Here is a 24,064-nt window from a genome sequence, read left to right on the forward strand (position 1 = left end):
CCTCGGGTCATCCGGTCTGCCGCGGCCGCCGGGGTGGCGGTTCGGTTCAGAGCCGGTCTGACCTCGAGACACCGGGCATCTGCGCAGTGTGACATCTCCGCGGCGAATGTGGCAGAGGTCACTGGCGGCTGATGCTGCGGGGGATCGTGATGCCCGCCAGCTTGTCCGGATTACGCATGGCGTAGAGGTTCGTGATCTTGTCCTCGATCACCTCGAACACGAACAGTCCCTCCAGACGGTGGCCGGTGTACACCACGACCGCGGGCGCACTGTTGTAGACGGCCGTCTCGAAACGGATCTCCGGTGTCTGCCTGGCCACCTCGAACAGCCGCGCCATGAGCGCGGCCACCCTGCGCGCACCGCGGACCGGCCGGCGGATGGCGGTGGCCTTGCCGCCGTGGTCCGCGGTCCAGGTGACGCCGGGCGACAGCAGCGACATCAGGCCCTCGATGTCACCGGTGGCCGCGGCGGCCAGGAACTGTTCGGTGATCTGCTCGGTCCGTCGTTCGTCCACCGGACCGAAGCGGTTGCGCCGCGCGTGGACATGTTCGCGGGCGCGGTGTGCCATCTGGCGCACGGTCGACGCGGATCTGCCCACCGCGCCCGCGATCTCGTCGTACTCGAAACCGAACACCTCGCGCAGCACGAACACGGCGCGCTCGTCGGGTGTCAGCGTCTCGAGCAGAACCAGCATCGCCATCGAAACCGATTCGGCCAGCACGACATCGGAGGACGCATCGCGGGACTCCATCAGCAGCGGTTCGGGTAGCCACGGACCGACGTACTCTTCGCGTCGACGTGACCTGGCGCGCAGCGCGTTGAGCGCCTCGCGGGTCACCAACTGCGCCAGATACGACTTGGTGTCGCGCACGGCATTCAGATCGACCTCGGCCCAGCGGAGATAGCTGTCCTGCAGCACGTCGTCGGATTCGGTTGCGCTGCCCAGGATCTCGTAGGCGATCGTGAACAGCAGCGGACGCAGGACGGTGAACCGCTCGGCGTGCTCGCCCGATGTGGTGTTCACGTCTTGCCGACCACCTTCGGCGCGGGAACCGGCTGAGCGGGACGCGGACCGCCCTTGAGCCAGAACGTCCAGTCCGGCTTGCGGGCGGAGCGCCGCATCGCCCACAGCGTCCCCTTGCAGACCGCCTCCTTGAACGTGGCGACTGGCCGCCCCGCGAAGTAGACGTTCAGCGGCGTGTCGTCCTTGCGGGTGTACTGCACCGTCGCGGTCCGCCGGCCCAGGCTGATGCAGGACCCGGCGTACGCGTACTCGAACGCGGCGGGCGTGGCGCCCCCGATGCGGCTCAGCACGGTGTTCGCCGCCTGCGGGGCGAGCTGCGTCGCTGTGGCACAGCACATCCGCAGTGGCTCGTTCGACGGGGCCGCACAGTCACCGACGGCGACGATACGCTCGTCGTCCACACTGGTCAGCGTCTCGTCGGTGATGAGGCGGCCGATGTCGTCGGTGCGCAATCCGCTCGCCCTCGCCAGCTCGGGTACGCCGAAGCCGGCGGTCCAGATGGTGAGTGCGGTCGGGCGGACCGCGCCGTCGGTGAAGACGACCGCGTCGGCGCGCACCTCGGCGACCGCATCCTGTTCCATGAGCGTCACGCCGAGCTTGGTCAGCGCCTTGGCGGTGGAGCGTCGTCCGGGCTCCGACAGTGACGGTCCCAGGCGGCCACCGCAGACCAACGTCACGTTGCGACCCTGCTCGGCGAGTTCTGCGGCGGTCTCGATGCCCGTGAGGCCCGCGCCGACGACGGTGACGGGCGCGGCGGGATGCAGCTGCTCCAGCGCCGTGCGCAGCCGCTGTGCCTGCTCGAGTTCGGCGATGGGATAGGCGAATTCGGCTGCGCCGGGGATCGCATCCGGCACCGTGCCGGTGCTGCCGACGGCGTAGATGACGTAGTCGTAGTCGACGTGGCGACCGGAAGCCAGATGGACGGTGCGCGCCGGAGTGTCGATGCGGACCGCAGTGTCGACCACCAGCCGGATGCCGTCGCCGAGCAGCGTGCCGTAGTCGACCCCGGCGTCGTAACCGGCCGCCACCATCTGGTGCAGCCGGATCCGTTCGACGAACTTCGGTCTGGGGTTGATCAGCGTGACGTCGACGTCGTCGCGTACGCGAAGGTGGTTCGCGGCCAGGATTCCGGAGTAACCGCCGCCGATGACGACGACCCGGGTGGTGGGGACTTTGTCGGTGAGTGCGGTGAAATCAGTCATGCCCTCTAGACACCGGCGCGCGGCGGGGCGTGACAGTTTGTGACGCGCGTCACATCAGGTTGTCAGACGACGCCCAGCGCGAGCATCGCGTCGGCCACCCGGATGAACCCCGCGATGTTCGCCCCGGCCACGTAGTTGCCGGGTTGTCCGTACTCCTCGGCGGTGACCAGGCAGCGGTTGTGGATGCGCCGCATGATCTGTTCGAGCCGCATCTCGGTTTCGGCGAACGTCCACGAGTCGCGCGAGGCGTTCTGCTGCATCTCCAGCGCACTGGTGGCGACGCCGCCGGCGTTGGCCGCCTTGCCCGGTGCGAACGTCACACCCGCATTGGCGAAATGCTTGACCGCGGTGGGGGAGCACGGCATGTTCGCACCTTCGGCGACGACGCGGCACCCGTTCTCGATCAGCGCCAGCGCTTCGTCTCCGTTGATCTCGTTCTGCGTCGCGCACGGCAGCGCAATCTCACACGGTACGTCCCACACGTTGCGGTCTGCGACGAATTCAGCTGTACCGCCGCGCATCTCGGCGTAGTCGGCGATCCGGGCCCGGCGTACCTCCTTGATGTCCTTGAGGATGTCGAGGTCGATGCCCTTCTCATCGACGACATAGCCGCTCGAATCGGAACACGCGACCACGGTGCCGCCCAGTTCCTGGATCTTCTCGATGGCGTAGATCGCCACGTTGCCCGACCCGGACACCACCGCGCGCTTGCCCTCGAACGTGTCGTTGTTGGCCCGAAGGATCTCGTTGACGAAGAAGACCGTCCCATAACCGGTGGCTTCGGTGCGGACCTGGGAACCTCCCCAGGTCAGTCCCTTGCCCGTGAGGGTGCCGGACTCGTAGCGGTTGGTGATCCGCTTGTATTGCCCGAAGAGGTAACCGATTTCACGCGTGCCCACGCCGGCGTCGCCGGCGGGTACGTCGGTGTACTCGCCGAGGTGGCGGTACAACTCGGTCATGAACGACTGGCAGAACCGCATGATCTCGCTGTCGGAGCGGCCCTTGGGGTCGAAGTCGGCACCGCCCTTGCCCCCACCGATCGGCATGCCGGTCAGCGAGTTCTTGAAGATCTGTTCGAAGCCCAGGAACTTGACGATTCCGAGATAGACCGACGGATGGAACCGCAGGCCCCCCTTGAACGGTCCCAGGGCGGAGTTGAACTCGACGCGAAAGCCGCGGTTGATCTGCACGGTGCCGCGGTCATCGACCCACGGCACCCGAAAGATGATCTGGCGTTCGGGTTCGCACAGTCGCCGGATGACCTCGGAGTCGACGTATTCGGGGTGCTTGTCCACCACCGGTCCGAGGCTGTTGAGGACCTCGTACACGGATTGGTGGAATTCGGTCTCGCCTGCGTTGCGCCGTGCGACCTCTTCGTAGAGGTCATGCAGTTTCTCGTGTAGTCCGTTCACTTTTCGATCACTCAGCCTGGTAGCGGGGGAACACACCGGCCGGGGCCGGTAGGGCGGTGCCGGGCTTCAGCCGGGTGCTGACAGCGGCGAAGGTTCGGTCGTCAGGATCCTGCCCGAGCAGGTCGAGCAGCTTGGCCGACGAGTCGGGCATCACGGGCTGCGTCAGCAGCGCGGCGATCCGCACGACCTCGAGCGTGGTGTAGAGCACCGTTCCGAATCGACGCTGATCCTGCGCCGACTCCGACTTGCGCAGCACCCATGGTTCCTGGGCGGAGAAATATCTGTTCGCCGCGCCCAGAACCGACCAGATCGCCTCGAGCGCCAGGTGCATCGCGATGGCGTCGTAGTGGCCACGCACCCGGTCGATCAGCTCGTCGGCCGATGCCAGCAGCGCTGCGTCGTCGTCGGTGAAATCTCCTGGCTCAGGGACGATTCCGTCGAGGTTCTTGGCCACCATCGACAGCGAGCGCTGCGCCAGGTTGCCCAGCTCGTTGGCCAGGTCGGCGTTGATGCGCCCGATGATCGCTTCCTCGCTGTAGCTGCCGTCCTGACCGAACGGCACCTCGCGCAGGAAGAAGTAACGCACCTGGTCGAGCCCGAACTCGTCGACGAGGTTCACCGGATCGATGATGTTGCCCACCGACTTGCTCATCTTCTCGCCGCGGTTGAGCACGAAACCGTGCGCGAAGACCTTGCGCGGCAATTCGATTCCGGCCGACATCAAGAACGCCGGCCAGTAGACGGTGTGGAACCGGATGATGTCCTTTCCGATCATGTGCAGATCGGCGGGCCAGTACCGTTTGAAGGCTTCCGACGACGTGTCCGGGAAGCCGACGCCGGTCAGGTAGTTGGTCAGTGCGTCCACCCACACGTACATGACGTGGTCGGGGTGGTCGGGCACCGGCACGCCCCAGTCGAATGTGGTGCGCGAGATCGACAGGTCTCTCAGCCCCCCGGAGACGAAGCTGACGACCTCGTTGCGCCGCACCTCGGGCTCGATGAACTCCGGATGCGCCCGATAGTGCTCCAGCAGCCTGTCCGTGTAGGCCGACAACCGAAAGAAATACGTCTGCTCTTCGGTCCACGTCACGGGCGCGCCGGTTTCGACCGCGATCCGCACCCCGTCGGCGCCGACGTTCGTCTCGGCGTCGGTGAAGAACCGTTCGTCGCGGACCGAATACCAACCCTGGTAGGAGTCGAGGTAGATGTCGCCGGCGTCGTTCATCCGGCGCCAGATCTCCGTGGACGCCTCGTAGTGGTCGGCGTCGGAGGTGCGGATGAACCGGTCGAAGGAGATGTTCAGCTTCTGCTGCAGACGCTCGAACACATCGGAATTCTGCCGCGCCAGATCGGCGGTCGGGATGCCCAGCGCCTTCGCCGCCTCGGCCATCTTCAGGCCGTGCACGTCGGTGCCGGTCAGGTACCGCACGTCGAACCCGTCCAGCCGCTTGAACCGCGCGATCGCGTCGGTGGCGATGTACTCGTAGGCGTGGCCGACGTGCGGATCGCCGTTCGGGTAGGCGATCGCGGTGGTGATGTAGAAGGGCGCGCCTGGGCTCGGCGCTTGCGCCCCGGGGGCAGCAGTAGTCATTTCAACTCAGCTTATGGTGTGGCGGTGAACGCGAAGCGCTCAGGCAGAAGGGAGCAGCCCCCCGCCCCGGCTCCGCTGAGCCCGCTGATCGACGCGCACACCCATCTCGACGCGTGTGGCGCGTCGGATGCCGCCGACGTCACCGCGATCGTCGATCGCGCCGCGGCGGTCGGCGTCCGGGCCGTTGTCACCATCGCCGACGACCTCGACTCCGCGCGCTGGGTCACCGAGGCCGCAGAGGCCGACGAGCGGGTCTACGCCGCGGTCGCGCTCCACCCGACCCGGGCCGACGCCCTGACCGACGAAGCCAAGACCGTCGTCGAGCGGCTGGCCGACCATCCCCGCGTCGTCGCGATCGGCGAGACCGGCCTCGACCTGTACTGGCCGGGCAAGTTGGAGGGCTGCGCGGAACCCGCCACCCAACGGGAAGCGTTCGCCTGGCACATCGACCTGGCCAAGCGGACCGGTAAACCGCTGATGATCCACAACCGCGAGGCCGACGACCAGGTCCTCGACGTGCTGGCGGCCGAAGGCGCCCCCGACACCGTGATCTTCCACTGTTTCTCGTCGGGGCCAGAGATGGCGCGTCGGTGTGTCGAGGCGGGCTGGCTACTGAGTCTGTCGGGCACCGTCAGCTTCAAGAACGCCAAGGCCCTGCGGGAAGCCGCACAACTGATCCCATCCGGGCAAATGCTCGTCGAAACCGATGCCCCGTTCCTGACCCCCCACCCGTACCGCGGCGCATCCAACGAGCCGTATTGCCTTCCCTACACTGTGCGGGCGTTGGCGGAGATCATCGGTAAGCCGGCTGAGCTGGTCGCGCGCGAAACCACCACCACAGCCGAGCGCGCCTACGGCCTTGCGAGTTGCTGACTCGTGGCCTCTCCGTTACCGTGCTGTGACCGAAAGCGAAGCACCGCAAGGACGCGGCGCTCCGTCCGATAGTCGGGGATATACGACGTTTTGAACACTTTCACAAAGCTCCACGAGGCGCGTTCACCGCTACTTCGTCTGCTGGTCGGTGCGACGTTGCTCGCACTCACCTTCGCCGGCGGCTACGCGGTAGCTGCGCACAAGACCGTCACGCTGACCGTGGACGGCTCGTCGATGACGGTGGCGACCATGAAGTCGCGCGTGATCGATGTGGTCGAGGAGAACGGCTTCGACGTCGGCGACCGTGACGACCTCTTCCCGGCCGCCGATCAGCCGGTGGACCAGGCCGACACCATCGTGCTGCGCCGCAGCCGCCCGCTTCAGCTCTCGCTGGACGGCGAGGACAGCAAGCAGGTGTGGACCACCGCGTCGACGGTCGACGAGGCCCTCGCCCAGTTGGAGATGACCGACAAGGCCCCCGCCGCGGCCTCGCGCGCCAGCCGGGTGCCGCTGGCCGGGATGTCGCTGCCGGTGGTCAGCGCCAAGACGGTGCACATCAACGACGGCGGAACGACACGCAGTGTGACCCTGGCCGCCCCGAACGTCGCGGGCCTGCTCGCCGAGGCCGGTGCTCCGCTCGAGCAGCGTGACGCGGTGGTTCCCGCCGCGTCGGCGCCGGTCACCGACGGCATGCACGTCGAGGTGACGCGCAACCGGATCGACAAGATCGCCGAGCGCGTGCCGCTGCCGCCCGCCCTCAAGCGCATCGAGGATCCGACGCTGAATCAGAGCCGCCAGGTCGTCGAGGACCCGGGGATGCCGGGCACGCAGGACGTGATCTTTGCGGTGGCCAAACTCAACGGCGTGGAGACCGGCAGGCTGCCAGTAGCCAATGTCGTTGTAACGCCCGCCCGTGAGGGCGTCGTCCGAGTGGGCACCAAACCCGGTACCGAGGTGCCGCCGGTGTCCAACGGAGGAACCTGGGACGCCCTTGCGCGGTGCGAAGCCGGAGGTAACTGGGCGATCAACACCGGCAACGGATATTACGGCGGCGTTCAATTCGACCAAAACACCTGGGAGCGCAACGGCGGTCTGCGCTATGCTGCGAGAGCCGATTTGGCAACAAGAGAAGAACAAATCGCGATTGCTGAAGTCACTCGGGCGCGACAAGGGTGGGGCGCGTGGCCGACTTGTAGCGGGAGGATTGGTGCGCGCTGACCATTCGACTACTCGGGCGGACCGAGATACGACAACTGGCGAAGGCGATCGACTTCCGACCGCGCAAATCGTTCGGCCAGAACTTCGTCCATGACGCCAACACCGTACGGCGAATCGTTTCGGCGTCCGGTGTGCACAAGCACGACCACGTTCTCGAGGTCGGGCCCGGTCTGGGCTCGCTGACGCTGGCCCTACTCGACCGCGGCGCGCGGGTGACCGCCGTCGAGATCGACCCCGTGCTGGCCCGGCAACTGCCGACCACCATCGCCGAGCATTCGCACAGCGAGATCAACAGGCTCACCGTGCTCAACCGCGACATCCTCGGGTTGCGGCACGAGGAGCTCGACGAGGAGCCGACGGCCCTGGTCGCCAACCTGCCGTACAACATCGCGGTCCCGGCGCTGCTGCATCTGATGGCCGAGTTTCCCTCGATCCGCACCGTCATGGTGATGGTGCAGGCCGAGGTGGCCGAGCGGCTCGCGGCCGAACCCGGCGGCAAGGATTACGGTGTGCCCAGCGCCAAGGTGCGCTTCTTCGGCAAGGTCCGGCGCCACGGCATGGTGTCGCCGACGGTGTTCTGGCCGATCCCGAGGGTTTACTCGGGCCTGGTCGGCATCGAGCGCTACGAGACGTCGCCGTGGCCGACCGACGAGACCTTCCGTCAGCAGGTCTTCGAGCTCATCGACATCGCGTTCGCGCAACGGCGCAAGACAGCGCGCAACGCGTTCGCCGAATGGGCCGGTTCGGGCAACGAGTCGGCGCGCAGGCTGCTCGCCGCCAGCATCGATCCGTCACGCCGCGGCGAGACGCTGTCCATCGCCGACTTCGTCCGGCTGCTGCAGCGGTCAGGAGAGGTCGACAAGCCGGTGGTTCAGGACATCAAGGGTTCGATCAGCGTCCGCTGACGGCGCGCACGACCAGCGCGACGAACTCCCGGCAGGACGGGTAGCGGTCCGCGGGCGCCTTCGCCAGGGCTTTGGCCACGATCGAGTCGAAAGCGCGTGGCAGCCAGGCGAACTCACGTGAGAATCGGGGCGGCGGGCGATGCAGGTGCGCCTCGACCAACCCGACGCGGGAATCCTCGCGAAACGGCGGTGACCCGGTGATCAGTTCGACCGCCGTGCAGGCCAGCGCGTATTCATCGGTGGCTTCGGTCGGCGCCCGACCCGCGATCAGCTCCGGCGCCGAGTACGGCAGCGAGGCCTCCACCTGCGTCGGGCGTCGGCAGATGTCGTCGGTGATCTCGACCGCAACCCCGAAGTCGATCAGCACGGCATCCGACCGGTCGGATTCGACCAGGATGTTGGCGGGTTTGACGTCGCAGTGCACGATCGCGCGGTTGTGGATGTAGTCCAGCGCATCGGCGATCTGGCCGAGGGCGGCGAGACGCTCGGACACCGTCGGCAGGCGTTGCACCCCGCCGCCCGAGACGAACTGCATCGTCAGCCACGCCGGGCCCCGCTCGTACACGGTGACGATGTGCGGGTGGTCGAGTCGGTGGGCGAACTCGAACTCACGCCGCAGCCGCGCCACATGCTCGCGATCGCGAGCATGTTCGTCGAGGATCTTCAGGGCGACCACCCGCTGCGGGTCGTTCGCGGCGTGCACCCGGTACACGGTGGCCGATCCACCGTGGCCGAGGGCCTCGTCGACCACGTAGTCGTCGAACCGTTCGCCGGCGGACAGCACGAGCTCAGACTAGTGCCGGCCACGGCGCGCGCCTTGTCAGACCGCTGCCCGCCACCGGGTCTTTCGATAGTGTCGTGCCGTGCCGGGCTGGAACGGGAACACCGCCTCCGAGTGGGTGCCGACGGGGTCGGTCACCGTGCGGGTGCCGGGCAAGGTCAACCTGTACCTGGAGGTGGGGGACCGCCGCGACGACGGCTACCACGAGCTCACCACGGTGTTCCACGCCGTCTCGCTGCTCGACGAGATCACGGTCAGCAACGCCGACATGCTGTCGCTGGAGCTGTCCGGTGAAGGCGCCGAGTCGCTGCCCGCCGACGGGCGCAACCTCGCGTGGCAGGCCGCCGAGTTGATGGCCGAACACGTGGGCCGGGCGCCGGATGTGGCGATCTCGATCGACAAGTCCATACCGGTCGCCGGTGGCATGGCCGGCGGCAGCGCTGACGCGGCGGCGGTGCTGGTCGCGATGAACACGCTGTGGGAGCTGGGAGTGCCGCGGCGCGATCTGCACGCGCTGGCGGCCCGGCTGGGCAGCGACGTGCCCTTCGCGCTGCACGGCGGAACCGCATTGGGCACCGGGCGCGGTGAGGAGTTGGCGACGGTGCTGGCACGCACGACGTTCCACTGGGTACTGGCCTTCGCCGACGGCGGACTGTCGACGCCCGCGGTGTTCGCCGAGATCGACCGGCTACGCGACTCGGCCGGCCCGGACCGCGAGGCGCCACCGCGACTCGACGACGCCGAACCGGTGCTGGCGGCGCTGGCGTCCGGCGATCCGGCCCAACTCGCCCCGCTGCTCGGCAACGATCTGCAGCCGGCGGCGCTGAGCCTCGACCCGGGGTTGCGCCGCACGCTGCGCGCGGGCACCGAGGCCGGGGCGTTGGCGGGCATCGTGTCGGGGTCGGGGCCGACGTGTGCATTCCTGTGCGCCTCGGCGGGCCAGGCGGTCGACGTGGGCGCGCAGTTGTCGGGTGCGGGGGTGTGCCGCACCGTGCGGGTGGCCAGCGGACCGGTCCAGGGCGCGCGGGTGGTGCCGACGCCGTCGACGTCGGCGTGAGACCACCGGTTTCGTCCGCGAGCGCGCAGTCCGGTACGAAAAATGCGGGAATTTCGGTACCCGGCTGAGCGCTGGGCTGCGGTTTGGTCACAAGCGGGTGTGACCCAGACCTCAATAATCACGAGAGTTTGGCGGCTACTTAAGAGTTGCATAAGATGACCGATGGTGAAGATTAGCTGTCATGCATCGGACACGACGTTCTCTCCCGCCGGAAACCTCGGTGGGCGCCTCGTCGGATATGGCGACGGCCTCGGTGCATCACCATTTCGAGACGTAACCGCTCCCGATTCGTGTGCGCGCCTTCGCGACCACGTCTGCGATCACGTGGAGCATATGACGAGGTTGTTTGCGCTGAGCCCCATGCCGCAGGCGCAGCGGCTCCAGGAACCGAGGAGGGTGTTGTGAGCCGATTCACCGAGAAGATGTACCGCAATGCCCGCACCGTGACGACGGGCATGGTCACCGGTGAACCGTACGAACCCGTCCGCCACACCTGGGGCGAGGTGCACGAGCGCGCACGCTGCATCGCGGGTGGCCTGGAGAAGGCGGGCATCGGCCTCGGCGACGCGGTCGGCGTGCTGGCCGGCTTCCCGGTGGAGATCGCCCCGACGGCGCAGGGCCTGTGGATGCGCGGCGCCAGCCTGACCATGCTGCACCAGCCCACCCCGCGCACCGACCTCGCGGTCTGGGCCGAGGACACGATGAACGTCGTGCGGATGATCGAGGCCAAGGCCGTCATCGTCTCCGAACCGTTCATGGTCGCCATCCCGGTGCTGCAGGAGCAGGGCATCACGGTCCTGACGGTGTCGGACCTTTTGGCCTCCGACCCGATCGACCCGATCGACGTGGGCGAGGACGATCTCGCGCTGATGCAATTGACGAGCGGCTCGACCGGTTCGCCCAAGGCGGTCCAGATCACGCACCGCAACATCTACTCCAACGCCGAGGCCATGTTCATCGGCGCCGAGTACGACGTCGACAAGGACGTCATGGTCAGCTGGCTGCCGTGCTTCCACGACATGGGCATGGTCGGCTTCCTGACCATCCCGATGTACTTCGGCGCGGAACTGGTCAAAGTCACGCCGATGGACTTCCTGCGCGACACCCTGCTGTGGGCCAAGCTCATCGACAAGTACAAGGGCACGATGACCGCGGCGCCGAACTTCGCCTATGCGCTGTTCGCCAAGCGGTTGCGCCGGCAGGCCAAACCGGGTGAATTCGACCTGTCGACGCTGCGGTTCGCGCTCTCGGGCGCCGAGCCGGTCGAGCCCGCGGACGTCGAGGACCTGCTGGATGCCGGCAAACCGTTCGGCCTGAAGCCCGACGCCATCCTGCCCGCGTACGGCATGGCCGAGACCACGCTCGCGGTGTCGTTCTCCCCGTGCGGTGCGGGTCTGGTGGTCGACGAGGTCGACGCCGATCTGCTGGCCGCGCTGCGCCGCGCCGTGCCCGCGACCAAGGGCAACACCCGACGGCTGGCTTCGCTGGGTCCGCTGCTGCGCGACCTGGAGGCCCGCGTCATCGACGAGCAGGGCAACGTGATGCCGCCGCGCGGCGTCGGCGTCATCGAGCTTCGCGGCGAATGCCTGACCCCCGGATACATCACCATGGGCGGATTCATCCCCGCGCAGGACGAGCACGGCTGGTACGACACCGGCGACCTCGGCTACATCACCGACGAAGGCAACATCGTCGTGTGCGGCCGCGTCAAGGACGTCATCATTATGGCGGGCCGCAACATCTATCCGACCGACATCGAGCGCGCCGCGTGCCGTGTCGAGGGGGTCCGTCCGGGATGCGCCGTCGCCGTGCGCCTCGATGCGGGTCACTCGCGGGAGACGTTCGCCGTCGCCGTGGAATCCAACGCCTGGCAGGATCCCGTCGAGGTGCGCCGCATCGAGCAGCAGGTGGCCCACGAGGTGGTGGGCGAGGTCGACGTGCGTCCGCGCAACGTCGTGGTGCTCGGACCCGGCACCATCCCGAAGACGCCGTCGGGAAAGCTGCGCCGCAGCAACTCCGTCTCGCTCGTCACCTAGACACTTCTTTTCTGTTGTCCGAAAGTGCGTGTTTGCACCCGACACGCCGCGCCTGAGCAGCAGTTTGCGCGCGCCCGCGCTGGGGCCCACGCGCAGCCGGGGATAACGAGCTGTCGGCAATTGTCGATACGTTCGGTGTCATGCCTTCCGCTCCCGCCATCGAGGCGATCGATCTCGTGAAGCGGTACGGCGACGGAGAACCGGCCGTCGACCGTGTCAGCTTCACCGTTGCCCCCGGAACCGTGCTCGGGCTGTTGGGCCCGAACGGCGCCGGCAAGACCACCACGGTGCGGATGATGACGACGTTGACCGCACCGACCAGCGGCACCGCACGGGTCGCCGGTTACGACGTCGTCCGTGAACCCGATCAGGTGCGCCGCAACATGGGTCTGACCGGGCAGGTCGCCACCGTCGACGAGCTGCTCACCGGCCGGGAGAACATCCGGATGATCGGCGGGCTCTACGGCATCCGCCGCAGAGACCTCAGCAGGCTGGGTGATCAGCTGCTGGAACAGTTTTCGATCGCCGACGCCGCCGATCGCGTGGTGAAGTCCTACTCGGGCGGCATGCGTCGCCGGCTCGATCTCGCGGTGAGCCTGCTCGCCTCACCGCCGGTCTTGTTCCTCGACGAGCCGACCACCGGCCTGGATCCGCGCAGTCGCAGCGAATTATGGGACGTGCTCAGGGATCTCGTCGAGCAGGGCACCACGCTGCTGCTCACCACGCAGTACCTCGAGGAGGCCGATCAGCTCGCCGACAACATCCTGGTGATCGACAAGGGCCGCATCATCGCCGAGGGTTCGCCTCTTCAGCTCAAAGAGCAGGCGGGCAATGCCAGCCTGGTCGTCACGGTGACGAACACCGAGGACCTTCCCGCCGCCGAGGCGCTGCTCGCCAGGAACGGCAGCGAGGTGTTCGTCAACGCGGGCGCTCGTGAGTTGACCGCAGCGGCCGACGGTCTCGACGACATGATCCGCGTCGCGGGCCTGCTGCGGGAAAGCAACATCGCCGTCGACGACATCGGGTTGTCGCGACCGAGCCTCGACGATGTCTTCCTCTCGCTGACCGGTCACCGCAGCGATGAGGAGGGCGGCGCATGACCGCGGAAGGTGACGTGACGACATCCGAGGCGCCGCCGGCGCACGCCCCCGGTCGACACGTCGCGGTTCGACGCACCAACGTCGCCCAGCAGTCGTGGATCATGGTCAAACGCAACATGATCCACACCAAGCGGATGCCCGAGATGCTCAGCGACGTCACCGCACAACCCATCATGTTCGTGTTGCTGTTCGCATTCGTGTTCGGCGCATCGATACCCAACCCGGGCGGCACCAATTATCGCGAGTTCCTGCTGCCGGGCATCCAGGCGCAGACCATCGTGTTCTCGGCATTCGTCGTGGCATCCGGTATCACCGCCGACATCGAGAAGGGCATCATCGACCGGTTCCGGTCGCTGCCGATCTCGCGGTCGTCGGTGCTCATCGGTCGCAGCATCGCCAGCCTGCTCCACTCGTCGCTGGGCGTGGTGGTGATGGCGCTGACGGGTCTGGCGATCGGCTGGCGCATCCGCGGCAGCGTCGCCGAGGCGGTGCTGGCCTTCGCTCTGGTCCTGGTCTTCGGTTTCGGGATGATCTGGTTCGGCATCCTCATCGGCTCATTGCTGCGCACCGTCGAAGCCGTCAACGGTGTGATGTTCACCGTCTTGTTCCCGATCACGTTCCTGGCGAACACATTTGTCCCCACGGAGCCGATGCCACATTGGCTACGAGTCATCGCCGAGTGGAACCCGGTTTCGTCGCTGGCTCAGGCGATGCGCCAGCTGTGGGGTAACGGCGGACCCGCCCCGGACAGTGCGCAGCTGCCGTTGCACCATCCGGTGCTGGCAACCGTCATCTGGTCCCTACTGCTGACGGCGGTCTTCGCGCCATTCGCCCTACGCGCCTACGCCCGCCGCACGGCCGGCTAGCCGCGAATCGCCGCGACCGTCCACGCGGGCAGGATCGGCGCCTTGGTGAGGAAGTGCTCCGACTGCCCGGTCGCGCGCAACAGCACCTGTGTCCTCAGGATGCAGCAGCCCATGCGGACCATCGCGAATATCTCGTACCAATCGAGATCTCGCAGTGGTCTGCCGAGCATCTCCTCGTAGCGTCCGACCACCGAAGCGCGACTGTCGAATCCCCCCAGCTCGGGGTCGAGGTCCAATCCGTTGACCTCGAGCATCTGCTTGCGGGTGGCCAGCCACCATGCGACATCGGCCTCAGCGGGGCAGATGCAGGCCTGCTCCCAGTCCAGCGCGCCGACGAGTTCCCCGGAATCGTCGAAGACGGCGTTGGACAGCCGCGCATCTCCCCAGCAGATGCTCAAATCGGTTGTAGCGGCAGGAATACGGCGTGTCAGCCAGTCGAACGCGTCGGTGATGACGTCGGGTACCTGGTCTTCGGTGCCCCATCTGACGTAATCCCACCACCATTGGAGTTCGGCGCTGACGCCGACGCCCTCGGGTCGCGCCAGCCACGGGGCCTGCTCGGGCGGCACCCGATGCAGCCGCGCCAACGTCTCCAGAAACGAGTCGTGCACTCGGCGTTGCACGTTCACGCTGGCACCGTGCAGCCATCCGCGCGTCGCATAGCTGGTGTCCGACGGCGTGTAGCCGACGATCCGCGGCATCACAAGGAATCTCGAACCGATCCACGACTCGTCGGGCTCGTAGACGATCGGTGACGGGGTCGAGACACCGTGGTCGTGGAGAAGCCTCTGCGTCGCCGACTGCGCGTCGAGGTCGTAGTCGGGGAAGATGCCGCCGCCCGCGGGCGGTATCCGGATGACGTGCTCGCTGGAGCGGCCGCCGATCTCGGCGGTGAACACCAGCGTTTCGCTCGACCACCCCGCGGCCCGGTTCGCCGGCCGCAGTTCGGATACCACCACCTCGCCGGCGTGCCGGTTGGCGAACCAGTCCCGCAGTCGCACCCGGGTGGAGTCGAGGTCGCGGCTGTCCAGAGCGATGCCCGCCATGCAAAGAGGCTTACACGCGGGCGGTGCGATGTAAAGCCTCGAGCTGTTACATCCGACGGTTCGTATGTAATACGCTCGCGACGTGACCCGACCGCAGGCCGTCACCTTCGGCGACATCGAGGACCACGACCGTCCGCTCGCGGTCCTGGTCCACGGCTTCCCCGACACCCCGTTCACATGGCGTCACCTCGGGCCGCATCTGGTCGGCCACGGCTATCGCGTGGTGGCTCCCTGGCTACCCGGATACGACGCACCGGTCGGGCGCCCGATCAGCGTGGGCAGCTACGTCCGTCATATACGGCAGGTCGCGCAGGCCAGCGGGGCCGACGAGCGCGCGGTGCTGATCGGTCACGACTGGGGTGCGCACGCCGGCTACGGCGTGGTCGCGGGCCCGTCCCCGGTGTTCACGCGTTACGTGGCGCTCGCCGTACCGCCGATCGGTGCGCTGGCGACCGGCCTGTTCACCTACCCCCAACTCAAGCGGTCGTTCTACATCTGGTTCATCCAGCAGGTCGGATTGGCCGAGGCGGCGCTGTTGGCCCCCGGGTTCTGGGAGTCTCTGTGGTCGGACTGGTCACCGGGATACGACTGCGCCGAAGACATCGCCGAGCTGCGCAGGCATCTGACCACCGAGAACATCGCCGACGTCGTCGGTCCGTACCGCGCCTCCTTCAACCCGGACTTCGGGGACCCCGAAGCCGTCGACGAGACCGCGGCGACGATGGCGCCGCCCCCGGTCCCGACGCTCTACCTGCACGGTCGAAACGACGGCGCGATAGGCGCTGAGCTGCTCGGGAACCTGGACGAGTACCTGCCGACCACAGGGTCGTCGCATGAAGTCATCGACGGTGTGGGGCACTTCCTGCACCTCGAACAGCCCGGGCTCATCGCGGCGACGATCACCGACTGGCTGGACGCCGGCTAGGCAGCGCGGAACGGCCGATGCGCCCGCCGTCAAGCCCGGCGGCGTGGCGCAGTTCGGCGAGGAAGCTCTCGGGGCTGCCTCCGCCGAGGAGGTAGTGGCACACCGCGATGCGAACCACGGCCGCCGCGGCGACATCCGCGTTCTCGCCGGGGATGATCCGCGCGATCCGCTCGTGCATGATCGGCAACACCCGCCTCATCTGTGCGAGCACGTGTTCGGGTTCCACATCGGCGAGCGATCCCAGCGAGTAGGTGCTTTGGAACTCGACGATGAAGCGCAACGCCGCGTCCAGGCGGTCGGGGCCCATGAGACCCGTCATCGCGCTCGCGATCCCCGCGTCGAAGTTGTCCTGCTCGTAGAGGCCGAACGCTTCGAGCAGCCCCTCCTTCGAACCGAAGTGGCGGTACAGCGTCGGGCGAGAGACGCCTGCTTCGGCGGCGACATCGGACAGCTGCAACTTCCGCCGACCGGCCCGGGACAACACGACGAAAGTGGCCGCGAGGATGCGCCGCCGCGACTGCTCGGCATCCTCGGTGCGGGCCATGACCCACCTTTACATCTGTGAGGTCAAATGTCACACTTGCGCTACATCAAGCCCGAGCGCCCTATTGACGGGTGAGACACCGGACTCCACCGAAGTCGCGTCCGGTGCGGAGGAGACCAACGGTGACCGACCTCGTCGTCCGCAAGATCGGATGGGAGTTCGACGCGTCGGTGCCGTTCATGTGGCAGCCGGCCAATCCGAATTTCGGATTGTTCTGCAATGCGTTCACGTTCATCGCGGTGCCCTTCGAGCGCTACATCGTCAGCGCGGTGCGGATGGCCGGAGACCGGTTGGCCGAAAGCCCCCACGTCGCGGCCGAGGCCGAGGGGTTCCTCAAGCAGGAGGCGCAGCATGCTGCGGCGCATCGCAAGCACATGCTCGCGCTGATCGACCGCTACCCCGACCTCGAGCAGTGCTACGCCGACGCCTGCGCGGCCTACGACCAGCTGCTCGAAGACGAGCCGGTCGCCTTCCATCTCGCCTACATCGCAAACCTGGAAGCCACGTTCACCCCGCTGTTCAAAGTGATTCTCGACCACCGTGATTCGCTGTTCGGCGGGGGTGATGTCCGGGTCGCCTCACTGATGATGTGGCACTTCGTCGAGGAGATCGAGCACCGTAGTTCGGGGTTGATCCTGTGCAATCACGTCAACCCCCACCCGTGGTCACGCGTCAAGCACATCAAGAGGACGTTCGGCCATGTCGGGGGCATAGCCGACGCAATCGCGAAGGTCTTCGACGAGGTCGTCCCGATCGAGGATCGCGGCGTGTCCACCCGCGAGCTGTTGTCCGGCGACTTCCTGACCGGTGAGCTCAAACACCGCCTCCCAATCGTGCGCCGCCTGGGCGACGGAGGGGGAGCACCGACGATCTTTCAGCCGGTGCCGACCGCAGACCTGGCGAAAATGGTGTGGCGGCTGGCGCTTTCACAGACGCCATACCACGATCCAGCCGATCAACCGCTGCCGGAATGGGCGCAGACCTGGATGCGCGCCTACGACAGCGGCGCCGACATGACGACGTTCGCCCGGTCGTCGGGCACCACTGGAAGGTGACATCGATTGTTGACGACGAACTACGGCAGTCTGGTACCCGAGGACGAGTCGCTCACCCACCAGATCGTCGATACGTTCGCGACGGTCAGCCAATCGGATCCGTCGTGGACGGAGAAGATCTGGACGCTCGCGCATGCGCGTGACAATTCGCTCCAGGTCGTTCTGGGCGTCGGAAAGTACACCAACCGTGGGGTGTTCGACGGTGCAGCCGGGGTGTGTCGCGGCACCGAGCAGTGGACCGTGCGGGCCGGGCGCCGTCTGTCGGCCGACCCTTCCTCGACCGAGGTGGGACCGATCCGCTATCGCGTGCTCGAACCGCTACGGTCTATCCAGGTGAGCCTGGAGCCCTCCGAGCACGCGCCGATCTCCTTCGACGTCGTCATGCGGGGCAGCTTCGACGCGGCGCTGGAGGATCCGTGGCCCGATCGCAGCCCGGACGGCTATCGCGTCACCCATAACGTGTTGCGCTATCACCAGATCGGTGTGGCGTCGGGCTGGGTCGAGGTCGATGGCCACCGTACCGAGATCCGACCCGACGAGTGGATATCGGTGCGCGACCACTCATGGGGTCTGCGGCCCGGGGTCGGCAAACCCATTCCCGGCCTGCCGCGTGGCGGTCGCAAGATCAAGCAGATGTTCATGACGTGGCTGCCGATGACGCTGACGCGCCCCGACGGGTCGACATACTCGCTGTTCGTGATGTATCAGGAGGAGCGCGGCGACGGCTTCCTCGAAATCCGTTGTCAGGCAGAGCAACAGAACGACGACGGAACGTCGCACCGATTTGCTTCGGTGGAACAGGATCTGCACTTCAACGACGAGAACCGGCGGCTGACCCACGGCACCGTCACGTTGATCGACTCCGACGGGGCGCGGCGACCGCTGACGATCACCGCCGCGGGACCGACGGGATTTCACCTCGGGACGGCCGGCTACTACGGCTGGAACGACTGGGTCTACGGCCAGTGGGTGGGCGATCTGCGGGTCGAGGGCTATCACGTCACCGACTGTGACACCGCAGAGAACGCGCGCAAACTGCATCAGCTGCGGGATCTGCTGGTCCGCGTGGAGGATCCGGTGGGTGGCGGTTCGGGGCTCGGCAACGCCGAGACGTTCGCGCTGGGAGAGTTCCCCGAGCGAGGGCTCACCGCCGAGAACTCGTTCCTCTGAGTCGACGCCGGGTTCTCGGCATTCGGTGACCGCGCGCGGAATACATCGTCGTCGGCTGGGCGTTTGGTCCATGCATGAAGACAAGACTGCCGCTGCGTCGGCTGATGATCATGGTTGCGGCAGTGTTCATCTCGGGTGCAGCGCTGGGCGCGCCCCTGGTGACCTCGGCAGGGCCGGCCGCGGCGGCGCCCACCGGCGAGTGTCCCGATGTGCAGGTGGTCTTCGCCCGCGGCACCGGGGAACCGCCGGGCGTCGGGCGCGTCGGCCAGGCGTTCGTCGACGCGCTGCGACCGCTCGTGGGCGATGAGTCCGTCGGCGTCTACGCGGTCAACTATCCCGCGACGCGGGACTTCCTGCGCGCCGCCGACGGCGCCAACGACGCCAGCCTCTTCGTTCAGAACATCGCGACCACCTGCCCGGACACCAAGATCGTGCTCGGCGGATACTCGCAGGGCGCCGCGGTCGTCGACGCAATCGCCCTGGCGAACACGCCGACGCTCGGCTTCACCCAGCCGATGCCCGCCGCGGTCGCCGACCGCGTCGCCGCGGTGGCGGTGTTCGGCAATCCCTCCATCCGCCTGCTCGGCGGCCCGCTCACCGCGCTGAGCCCGGCGTACGGGCCCAAGACCATCGACCTGTGCAACGGTGCGGATCCGGTGTGCTCTAACGGAAACGACGTCGCTGCGCACAGCCTCTACGTCGAGTCGGGGCTCGCCGCGCAGGCGGCGCGGTTCACCGCCGACCGTCTCGGCGCCGCGGCGCCGATCACCACGCTGTCCGGCCAGGCCGGAGGCTGACATCAGCCCCAGGCGTGCACGATGTTCTGCGCCGGTTCCACGCCATGTGCGATCAGGATCTCCGTGGCGTCGGCGGCCTGCTCGCAGATCGTCGGGACGTCCTTCCATTCCGCGGAGGTGAAGGTGCTCAGCACGAACTTCGCGCCGTCGGTGCGGCCGGGCGGCCTACCGATCCCGATGCGGACACGCTGAAAGTCGTTGCTGCCCAACGACGAAGACACTGAGCGTAGACCGTTGTGCCCGGCCACACCGCCTCCGAACTTCAGCCGGATGCGGCCGAAGTCGATGTCGAGCTCGTCATGGATCACGACGATGTCGGCCGGCGGCACCGAGTAGAACTTGGCCAGCGGCCCGACCTGCCGACCCGACTCGTTCATGTAGGTGCGTGGTTTGGCCAGCACCACCGAGCGTCCGGCGAGGTGGCCGGTGACCACCTCGGCGCCGGACTTCTTGTGCACCTTGAATCCCGAGCCGATGCGGTCGGCGAGGATGTCGGCGACGAGGAACCCGAGGTTGTGCCGCGTGGTGGCGTATTGCGGGCCCGGGTTGCCCAGGCCGACCACGAGTAGTGGTTCGGCCATGCCGGACTACTCCGATTCTTCGGCGGGAGCCGCCTCGGCGCCCTCGCCCTCGTCGGTCTCCTCGGCAACCTCTGCGGCTTCCTGCTCTTCCTCCGCAGTCTCGCCGGCACCCTCGGCCTCGAGCTCCTCGGCGGAGGGCGCCTCGACGACGTTGACCACCAGCATCTCCGGATCCGAGATCAGCGAGACGCCGGAGGGCAGCTCGATGGAACCCGCGCTGAACTGCGTGCCGGCCTCGACACCCTCGACCGATACCGTCAGCTGCTGAGGGATCGACAACGCGTCGGCCTCGACCTCGATGGTGTTGGCGTCCTGGGTGACCAGCGTGCCGGGCACCGCCTCACCCTCGACGAGGACGTTGACCTCGACGACCACCTTCTCACCACGACGCACGACGAGCAGATCGGCGTGCGTGATGGTGCGGCGGATCGGGTGGATGTCGAGGGCCTTGGTCAGCGCGAGCTGCTCCTTGCCGCCGATGTCGAGCGTCAGCACGGCGTTGGTGCCGGCGCGGCGCAGAACGGCGGCGAAGTCATGGCCGTCGAGTTCGAGGTGCTGCGGATCGGTGCCGTGACCGTAGAGAACCGCGGGCACCTTGCCATTGCGGCGGGCGCGGCGCGATGCGCCCTTGCCGGTCTCGGTGCGGACCGCGGCGGTCAGGTTGTTGGGGGCGTTCTTCGCCATGATGTGGGTGCTCCTGTCGTGTGCTCGGCACGGCGGGGCTCAACCACATGAGGTTCGCGTCGATAACGGTGGCCTCCGCTGGCGCGGCCACCCTCGCCGTGATCACCGGTCAGGGTAGCCGGAAACGCCGCCGCGCCCCAAATCAGAGCGGGAACTTGGTGCCGGTGAGCTGCTCGGAGAGTTCCCACAGCGCGCTCGCCGTCCGGCCGTCGCGCGCCAGCGGGCTGCGGAACCCCGTCGGCCCGGTGGGCCCGCGACTGCCGAAGCGCGGGCCCACGAATGTGTCGCCCGGCAGGTCCTCGGCCACCGCGTACAGGGTCTGGCGGGCACCGAACTCGGGCTCGGTGGCGAACACCCGGTTGGCCGCGAGCCAGAATCGGGTTCCGATCGGGTTGCCCGTCTGGCCCTGCAGATTCGTCGCGGAGTAGCCCGGATGCGCGGCGATCGCCCGGACCGGTGAGCCGGCCTCGCTGAGCCGGCGCTGCAGATCCTTTGTGAACAGCAGGTTCGCGAGCTTCGACTGGCCGTAGGCGGGCCACGCCAGATACGGTCGGGCCTTCCAGTTGAGGTCCTTGAGATTGATCCGGCCGATCAGATGCATGACCGAGGACACCGTCACGACCCGGTCGCGGATCTTGGGCAACAGCAGGTTCGTCAGGGCGAAATGACCCAGATGGTTCGTGCCGATCTGGCTCTCGAAACCGTCGACGGTCAACGCGTACGGCACGGCCATGATGCCGGCGTTGTTGACCAGCACATCGACGGCCTCGATGCCGTCGGCGAACGCGCGCACGGACGCCAGGTCCTGCAGGTCGAGCTTGCCGATCTCGACATCCCCGGTGATCGTCGCGGCAGCCTCGTCGCCCTTGGCGGTGTTGCGCACGGCGAGGATGACCTTGGCGCCGGCTCCGGCCAGCTCCCGCGCGGTGATCAAGCCGATGCCGCTGTTGGCGCCGGTGACGATGACGGTGCGCCCGCGGAAGGAGGGCAGATCCGCGGCGGTCCATGCACTCATGACGACCACCCTAGTGAGTTGGCGTGAAATGGCATTCCCGCAGGCCCTCACTCGCTCTTTCGCTGCTGGAACGCCCTTTCATGGAGAAACAGGCGCTACTTCGGCGGCGGCTTGGGCACGGCGACGTTGAAGCCGCCGATGATCTTCTCGATGTCGGGGGCCTCCTCGGCGGCCTTCTGGGCATAACCCGTCACCGTGAACTGCACGAGATAGTGCTGCTTGGCGGGCGGTGCGCCGGTCGCGATCACGATGCGGTTGTAGCTGTGCATCCGGGTGCCGTTGAGGTCGTAGCTGCCCTCGATCATCGCCGACGGGAAACCCTTGAAATCGTTCATCGAGGCGTTGAGACGTTTGAAGTTCTGCGACATCTCGGCGTCGACGTATCCGTGCTTGATCGCCTCGCGCGGGTCGAAGTCGCCGGTCAACTTCATCACCACCAGCATCGCGATCGGGTACGTCTCGCCCTTGGCGATCACCCTGGTTCCGGGCGCGAAGTTGGTGTTGAAGTACGGCTCCCATCCGGCCGGGGTCGGATACGAAACGGTCAGATCGGTGAGCTTCTCGGGGAACACGGGCTGGCCGGTGACACCGGCCTGTTCCAGGAACGCCGCGATGGGCATCGGCTTGTCATCCGGATTGGCGGTGGACGTCGGCGGCGCCGACGACGTCGACCACACCGACTGGTAGTTGGGCGGTTCCGTGCCGCAGCCGGACACCGCGGCGATCGTGCCGACGGCCGTCACCGCAGCGACGAGAAGCTGAAAGCCGCGACGGCTCACAGAATCTCGCGCACCGCGTCGATCGGCCGGGCCAACCGGGTGCCCTTCGGCGTGATGACGAACGGGCGCTCGATCAGGATCGGATTCGCGACCATCGCGTCGAGCAGTTCGTCGTCGGAGGCATTCGCCAAGCCGAGCTCGCGGTACACCGACTCCTTCTTGCGCACGGCGGCCCGCACCTCGATGCCGGCGTCGGCGATCATCTTCTCCAGCTCGGCGCGGGTCGGCGGCGTCTTCAGGTACTGGACGATCTCCGGCTCGATTCCGTTCTCCCGCAACAGATCCAGCGTCTTGCGTGAGGTGGAGCACTTGGGGTTGTGGTAGATGACGCCCTTGGACATCTAGGCCGACCCGTCGAAAAGACTGGTGACAGAACCATTGTCGAACACCGCGCGGATCGTGTTCGCCAACAGCGGCGCGATCGACAGCACGGTCAACTGCGGGAAACGCTTGTCATCGCCGATCGGCAGCGTGTTGGTGACGATCACCTCGCAGGCGCCCGAATCGGCCAACCGCTCGCGGGCCGGATCCGACAGCACACCGTGTGTCGCCGCGATGATCACGTCGCCCGCACCGTCGGCCTTGAGCAGCTTGACCGCGCCGGCGATGGTGCCGCCGGTGTCGATCATGTCGTCGGTCAGCACGCAGGTCTTGCCCCGCACGTCGCCGACGACGCGGTTGGACACCACCTCGTTGGGTTTGAGCGGGTCGCGAGTCTTATGGATAAAGGCGAGGGGAACGCCTCCTAATGAGTCGGCCCACTTCTCGGCGACGCGCACCCGGCCCGAATCGGGGGACACCACGACCATGTCGTGCGAGGAGTAGTGCTCGGCGATGTAGCCGGTGAGCAGCTTCTGCGCCCGCATGTGGTCGACGGGCCCGTCGAAGAAGCCCTGGATCTGGTCGGTGTGCAGGTCGACGGTGACGATCCGGTCGGCACCCGCGGTCTTGAGCAGGTCGGCGACCAACCGCGCCGAGATCGGTTCACGGCCGCGGTGCTTCTTGTCCTGCCGTGCGTACGGATAGAACGGCAGGATCGCGGTGATCCGCTTGGCGCTGCCGCGCTTGAGCGCGTCGATCATGATCAGCTGTTCCATCAGGTGCTGATTGAGCGGCGCGGGATGGCTCTGCAGCACGAAGGCGTCACAGCCGCGGACGGATTCGTCGAACCGGACGAAGATCTCGCCGTTGGCGAAGTCCCGCGCGGTCTGCGCCGTCACGGGTACGTCGAGTTCCTTGGCGACCTGTTCAGCGAGTTCGGGGTGCGCCCGACCCGAGAACAACATCAAATTTTTTCGATTGTCGGTCCACTCGGTGCCCACAGTGCGCCTTCAAGGTCGGGGATCGATACCGGCTAATCCTACGTAGCTCGACGCGTCGGGCGTGTCCGGGTGGCCAGATTG

General features: G+C 67.1%; 24 protein-coding genes. 11 read left to right on the forward strand and 13 right to left on the reverse strand.

The features are described from left to right. Positions 1–118: 118 nt before the first annotated feature. The 4 genes from sigJ to metG form a co-directional block, all read right to left on the reverse strand. Positions 119–1,024, reverse strand: a complete 906-nt coding sequence (gene sigJ / locus AU197_RS05485; RefSeq protein ID WP_064401504.1) for an RNA polymerase sigma factor SigJ — start codon at positions 1,022–1,024, stop codon at positions 119–121. Next, positions 1,021–2,226, reverse strand: a complete 1,206-nt coding sequence (locus AU197_RS05490; RefSeq protein ID WP_064401505.1) for an NAD(P)/FAD-dependent oxidoreductase — start codon at positions 2,224–2,226, stop codon at positions 1,021–1,023. The genes sigJ and AU197_RS05490 overlap by 4 nt, the downstream gene beginning before the upstream one ends. A gap of 62 nt (positions 2,227–2,288) precedes the next feature. Continuing rightward, on the reverse strand, positions 2,289–3,638 hold the full coding sequence (gene gdhA, locus AU197_RS05495; protein ID WP_064401506.1) for an NADP-specific glutamate dehydrogenase: 1,350 nt from the start codon (positions 3,636–3,638) through the stop codon (positions 2,289–2,291). Between the two features lie 7 nt (positions 3,639–3,645). After that, complete coding sequence (metG, locus tag AU197_RS05500; protein WP_064401507.1) at positions 3,646–5,229, reverse strand: methionine--tRNA ligase; 1,584 nt, start codon at positions 5,227–5,229, stop codon at positions 3,646–3,648. Between the two features lie 24 nt (positions 5,230–5,253). On the opposite strand from metG, the gene AU197_RS05505 reads away from it, so the two are divergent. The 3 genes from AU197_RS05505 (at position 5,254) to rsmA (ending at position 8,225) form a co-directional block, all read left to right on the forward strand. Further along, entirely contained in the window at positions 5,254–6,102 is an 849-nt protein-coding gene (locus AU197_RS05505) for a TatD family hydrolase (protein ID WP_064401567.1), read from the forward strand. Positions 6,103–6,192: 90 nt separating this feature from the next. Then, positions 6,193–7,320, forward strand: a complete 1,128-nt coding sequence (locus AU197_RS05510; RefSeq protein WP_064401508.1) for a resuscitation-promoting factor — start codon at positions 6,193–6,195, stop codon at positions 7,318–7,320. Beyond that, a complete protein-coding gene (rsmA, locus tag AU197_RS05515) occupies positions 7,317–8,225 on the forward strand; it encodes a 16S rRNA (adenine(1518)-N(6)/adenine(1519)-N(6))-dimethyltransferase RsmA (RefSeq protein WP_064401509.1) in 909 nt (302 codons plus the stop codon). The genes AU197_RS05510 and rsmA overlap by 4 nt, the downstream gene beginning before the upstream one ends. Here the strand turns inward: rsmA and AU197_RS05520 are convergent. Beyond that, entirely contained in the window at positions 8,212–9,009 is a 798-nt protein-coding gene (locus AU197_RS05520; protein ID WP_064401510.1) for a serine/threonine-protein kinase, read from the reverse strand. The genes rsmA and AU197_RS05520 overlap by 14 nt on opposite strands. 79 nt (positions 9,010–9,088) lie before the next feature. On the opposite strand from AU197_RS05520, the gene AU197_RS05525 reads away from it, so the two are divergent. From AU197_RS05525 to AU197_RS05540, 4 genes are all read left to right on the forward strand, one after another. Next, positions 9,089–10,063, forward strand: a complete 975-nt coding sequence (locus AU197_RS05525) for a 4-(cytidine 5'-diphospho)-2-C-methyl-D-erythritol kinase (RefSeq protein WP_064401511.1) — start codon at positions 9,089–9,091, stop codon at positions 10,061–10,063. 401 nt (positions 10,064–10,464) lie between these two features. Then, positions 10,465–12,099 carry a fatty acyl-AMP ligase gene (locus AU197_RS05530; RefSeq protein ID WP_064401512.1) on the forward strand — a complete coding sequence of 545 codons (1,635 nt, stop codon included), beginning with the start codon at positions 10,465–10,467 and terminating at the stop codon, positions 12,097–12,099. 140 nt (positions 12,100–12,239) lie between these two features. Next, complete coding sequence (locus AU197_RS05535; protein WP_064401513.1) at positions 12,240–13,199, forward strand: ATP-binding cassette domain-containing protein; 960 nt, start codon at positions 12,240–12,242, stop codon at positions 13,197–13,199. Continuing rightward, positions 13,196–14,065 (forward strand): ABC transporter permease, encoded by an 870-nt coding sequence (locus tag AU197_RS05540; RefSeq protein ID WP_064401514.1) that lies wholly within the window; start codon positions 13,196–13,198, stop codon positions 14,063–14,065. Before AU197_RS05535 ends, AU197_RS05540 begins: the two co-directional genes overlap by 4 nt. On the opposite strand, the gene AU197_RS05545 is transcribed toward AU197_RS05540, so the two are convergent. After that, on the reverse strand, positions 14,062–15,111 hold the full coding sequence (locus AU197_RS05545) for a phosphotransferase family protein (RefSeq protein WP_064401515.1): 1,050 nt from the start codon (positions 15,109–15,111) through the stop codon (positions 14,062–14,064). The genes AU197_RS05540 and AU197_RS05545 overlap by 4 nt on opposite strands. Before the next feature lie 82 nt (positions 15,112–15,193). On the opposite strand from AU197_RS05545, the gene AU197_RS05550 reads away from it, so the two are divergent. Next, complete coding sequence (locus tag AU197_RS05550; protein ID WP_064401516.1) at positions 15,194–16,036, forward strand: alpha/beta fold hydrolase; 843 nt, start codon at positions 15,194–15,196, stop codon at positions 16,034–16,036. On the opposite strand, the gene AU197_RS05555 is transcribed toward AU197_RS05550, so the two are convergent. Next, complete coding sequence (locus AU197_RS05555) at positions 16,011–16,580, reverse strand: TetR/AcrR family transcriptional regulator (protein WP_064401517.1); 570 nt, start codon at positions 16,578–16,580, stop codon at positions 16,011–16,013. The two genes, AU197_RS05550 and AU197_RS05555, sit on opposite strands and share 26 nt — an antisense overlap. Before the next feature lie 122 nt (positions 16,581–16,702). Between AU197_RS05555 and AU197_RS05560 the strand changes: the two genes are divergently transcribed. The 3 genes from AU197_RS05560 (at position 16,703) to AU197_RS05570 (ending at position 19,602) form a co-directional block, all read left to right on the forward strand. Next, positions 16,703–17,635 (forward strand): metal-dependent hydrolase, encoded by a 933-nt coding sequence (locus AU197_RS05560; RefSeq protein WP_064401518.1) that lies wholly within the window; start codon positions 16,703–16,705, stop codon positions 17,633–17,635. A gap of 9 nt (positions 17,636–17,644) precedes the next feature. Continuing rightward, on the forward strand, positions 17,645–18,805 hold the full coding sequence (locus tag AU197_RS05565; protein ID WP_231744836.1) for an Rv3169 family protein: 1,161 nt from the start codon (positions 17,645–17,647) through the stop codon (positions 18,803–18,805). Positions 18,806–18,879: 74 nt separating this feature from the next. Then, positions 18,880–19,602, forward strand: a complete 723-nt coding sequence (locus tag AU197_RS05570; RefSeq protein WP_064401520.1) for a cutinase family protein — start codon at positions 18,880–18,882, stop codon at positions 19,600–19,602. A 2-nt stretch (positions 19,603–19,604) separates the two neighbouring features. On the opposite strand, the gene pth is transcribed toward AU197_RS05570, so the two are convergent. The 6 genes from pth to AU197_RS05600 all read right to left on the reverse strand — a co-directional run bounded on the left by pth (position 19,605) and on the right by AU197_RS05600 (position 23,983). Next, positions 19,605–20,183, reverse strand: a complete 579-nt coding sequence (gene pth, locus AU197_RS05575) for an aminoacyl-tRNA hydrolase (RefSeq protein ID WP_064401521.1) — start codon at positions 20,181–20,183, stop codon at positions 19,605–19,607. A 6-nt stretch (positions 20,184–20,189) separates the two neighbouring features. Next, positions 20,190–20,867 (reverse strand): 50S ribosomal protein L25/general stress protein Ctc, encoded by a 678-nt coding sequence (locus tag AU197_RS05580; RefSeq protein ID WP_064401522.1) that lies wholly within the window; start codon positions 20,865–20,867, stop codon positions 20,190–20,192. Positions 20,868–21,009: 142 nt separating this feature from the next. Beyond that, entirely contained in the window at positions 21,010–21,882 is an 873-nt protein-coding gene (locus tag AU197_RS05585; protein ID WP_064401523.1) for an oxidoreductase, read from the reverse strand. A 95-nt stretch (positions 21,883–21,977) separates the two neighbouring features. Further along, on the reverse strand, positions 21,978–22,661 hold the full coding sequence (locus AU197_RS05590) for an LpqN/LpqT family lipoprotein (protein WP_064401524.1): 684 nt from the start codon (positions 22,659–22,661) through the stop codon (positions 21,978–21,980). Continuing rightward, complete coding sequence (gene arsC, locus AU197_RS05595) at positions 22,658–23,002, reverse strand: arsenate reductase (glutaredoxin) (RefSeq protein ID WP_064401525.1); 345 nt, start codon at positions 23,000–23,002, stop codon at positions 22,658–22,660. Before arsC ends, AU197_RS05590 begins: the two co-directional genes overlap by 4 nt. Next, the gene (locus AU197_RS05600) at positions 23,003–23,983 is read right to left on the reverse strand and encodes a ribose-phosphate diphosphokinase (protein ID WP_064401526.1); all 981 of its coding nucleotides are present in this window, start codon (positions 23,981–23,983) and stop codon (positions 23,003–23,005) included. Positions 23,984–24,064 lie beyond the last annotated feature (81 nt).

The organism is Mycobacterium sp. IS-1590 (assembly GCF_001500025.1).
Lineage (GTDB): Bacteria > Actinomycetota > Actinomycetes > Mycobacteriales > Mycobacteriaceae > Mycobacterium.

Coding starts and splice junctions, on each gene's coding strand:
- AU197_RS05490 (WP_064401505.1), bottom strand. CDS start 2,226: ATGACTGATTTCACCGCACTCACCGACAAAGTCCCCACCACCCGGGTC.
- metG (WP_064401507.1), bottom strand. CDS start 5,229: ATGACTACTGCTGCCCCCGGGGCGCAAGCGCCGAGCCCAGGCGCGCCC.
- AU197_RS05535 (WP_064401513.1), top strand. CDS start 12,240: ATGCCTTCCGCTCCCGCCATCGAGGCGATCGATCTCGTGAAGCGGTAC.
- AU197_RS05540 (WP_064401514.1), top strand. CDS start 13,196: ATGACCGCGGAAGGTGACGTGACGACATCCGAGGCGCCGCCGGCGCAC.
- AU197_RS05545 (WP_064401515.1), bottom strand. CDS start 15,111: ATGGCGGGCATCGCTCTGGACAGCCGCGACCTCGACTCCACCCGGGTG.
- AU197_RS05555 (WP_064401517.1), bottom strand. CDS start 16,580: ATGGCCCGCACCGAGGATGCCGAGCAGTCGCGGCGGCGCATCCTCGCG.
- AU197_RS05570 (WP_064401520.1), top strand. CDS start 18,880: ATGAAGACAAGACTGCCGCTGCGTCGGCTGATGATCATGGTTGCGGCA.
- pth (WP_064401521.1), bottom strand. CDS start 20,183: ATGGCCGAACCACTACTCGTGGTCGGCCTGGGCAACCCGGGCCCGCAA.
- AU197_RS05580 (WP_064401522.1), bottom strand. CDS start 20,867: ATGGCGAAGAACGCCCCCAACAACCTGACCGCCGCGGTCCGCACCGAG.
- AU197_RS05585 (WP_064401523.1), bottom strand. CDS start 21,882: ATGAGTGCATGGACCGCCGCGGATCTGCCCTCCTTCCGCGGGCGCACC.
- arsC (WP_064401525.1), bottom strand. CDS start 23,002: ATGTCCAAGGGCGTCATCTACCACAACCCCAAGTGCTCCACCTCACGC.